The sequence below is a fragment of the Ruegeria sp. BHSB064 genome (genome assembly GCF_059613205.1).
In genome coordinates, this window is sequence record NZ_JBXWSB010000256.1 from 1 (window position 1) to 1064 (window position 1064).

Consider the following 1064-nt stretch of genomic DNA (forward strand, 5'->3'; position numbering starts at 1 on the left):
CCCACGAGATCGTTTCGCGCTCGAAGACTGAGTTGTGGCACCGCATCCTCACGCATTACCTGCCGCTGTACTTTCCCGAGGCCGAGCGCTTTCACCGCAGTTCGCGCACCGACTGGTTCCTTGCCTTCCTTGAGAAGTACCCATCGCCACACATGATATCGGCCATGGGCCGGGAAGCCTTCATCGCTGATGCTTGGGAGGTTGTCGGCCGGAAGGTGTCCAAAGAACAATTGCTTTCAGATGTTTATGCGACGGCCGTTAGTTCGGTTGGCCTTCCAGTCCACCCGGACTCCGACGCGGTCCGCATGTTCCGCCTCGTTCTTGCAGAGGGCCGCAGCCTGATCCGACAACGAGATGTGATCGAAGCACGGGCCGTCGAGTTGCTGTCGGACCTGCCCGACTATCAGCTGCTGACGAGCATTCCCGGCGTCGGCCCGATCAACGCCATGACCATCCTGGCCGAGGCTGGTGACCTGCGTCGGTTCCGGCATCACCGGCAGTTCCTGAAGTTCTGCGGCATGGATCTCGCCACCGTGCAGTCCGGCATGTTCCGCGGTCAGAGCCGCATCTCGAAGTACGGCAATGCCCGACTCCGGCGCACGCTCTGGATGGCAGGACAGACTGCCGTGCTGAAGCGGACCAACAGCTTCCGGGACAAGTTCGAACGCTACATCTCGAAGGACCGACACAACGCCCATCTGCGTCGCAAGGCCTACACCGCAATCGCGGCCAAGATGGCGCGCACCGTACACGCCGTGGTCAAACACGGCGAACCCTATCGCCCTTTCTTCGAGGGGGTGAGCCCAGGCGGAAGGACCTCTCTCTGATGAGCCGTGGAGGCAGTTCGCTGACCTCGTAGATAATGTTTGGGCCTTCTGCTTGGAATTTGGGATCTCGTATTGAGGACGGTGAGGGCCGCAACCGCGCGTACCCTGTGTTTGCTATGGAAGAGATCATTTCTTGACGGCAGAGCCCGTCTGGGCAACGATTACAGGGCATCCGGTTCGCCGGATGCCCCATGACCTGCTGACTTAAACAGCCAAAAGTTCCCGACATAGGACGTT

1 protein-coding gene is annotated in these 1064 nt (G+C 60.1%); it reads left to right on the forward strand.

What is annotated here, in order from left to right:
* Nucleotides 1–827 (forward strand): IS110 family RNA-guided transposase (locus tag AC2FNU_RS24775; protein ID WP_496794305.1); only part of this gene is annotated, 827 nt, incomplete at its 5' end.
* Nucleotides 828–1064: the final 237 nt, after the last annotated feature.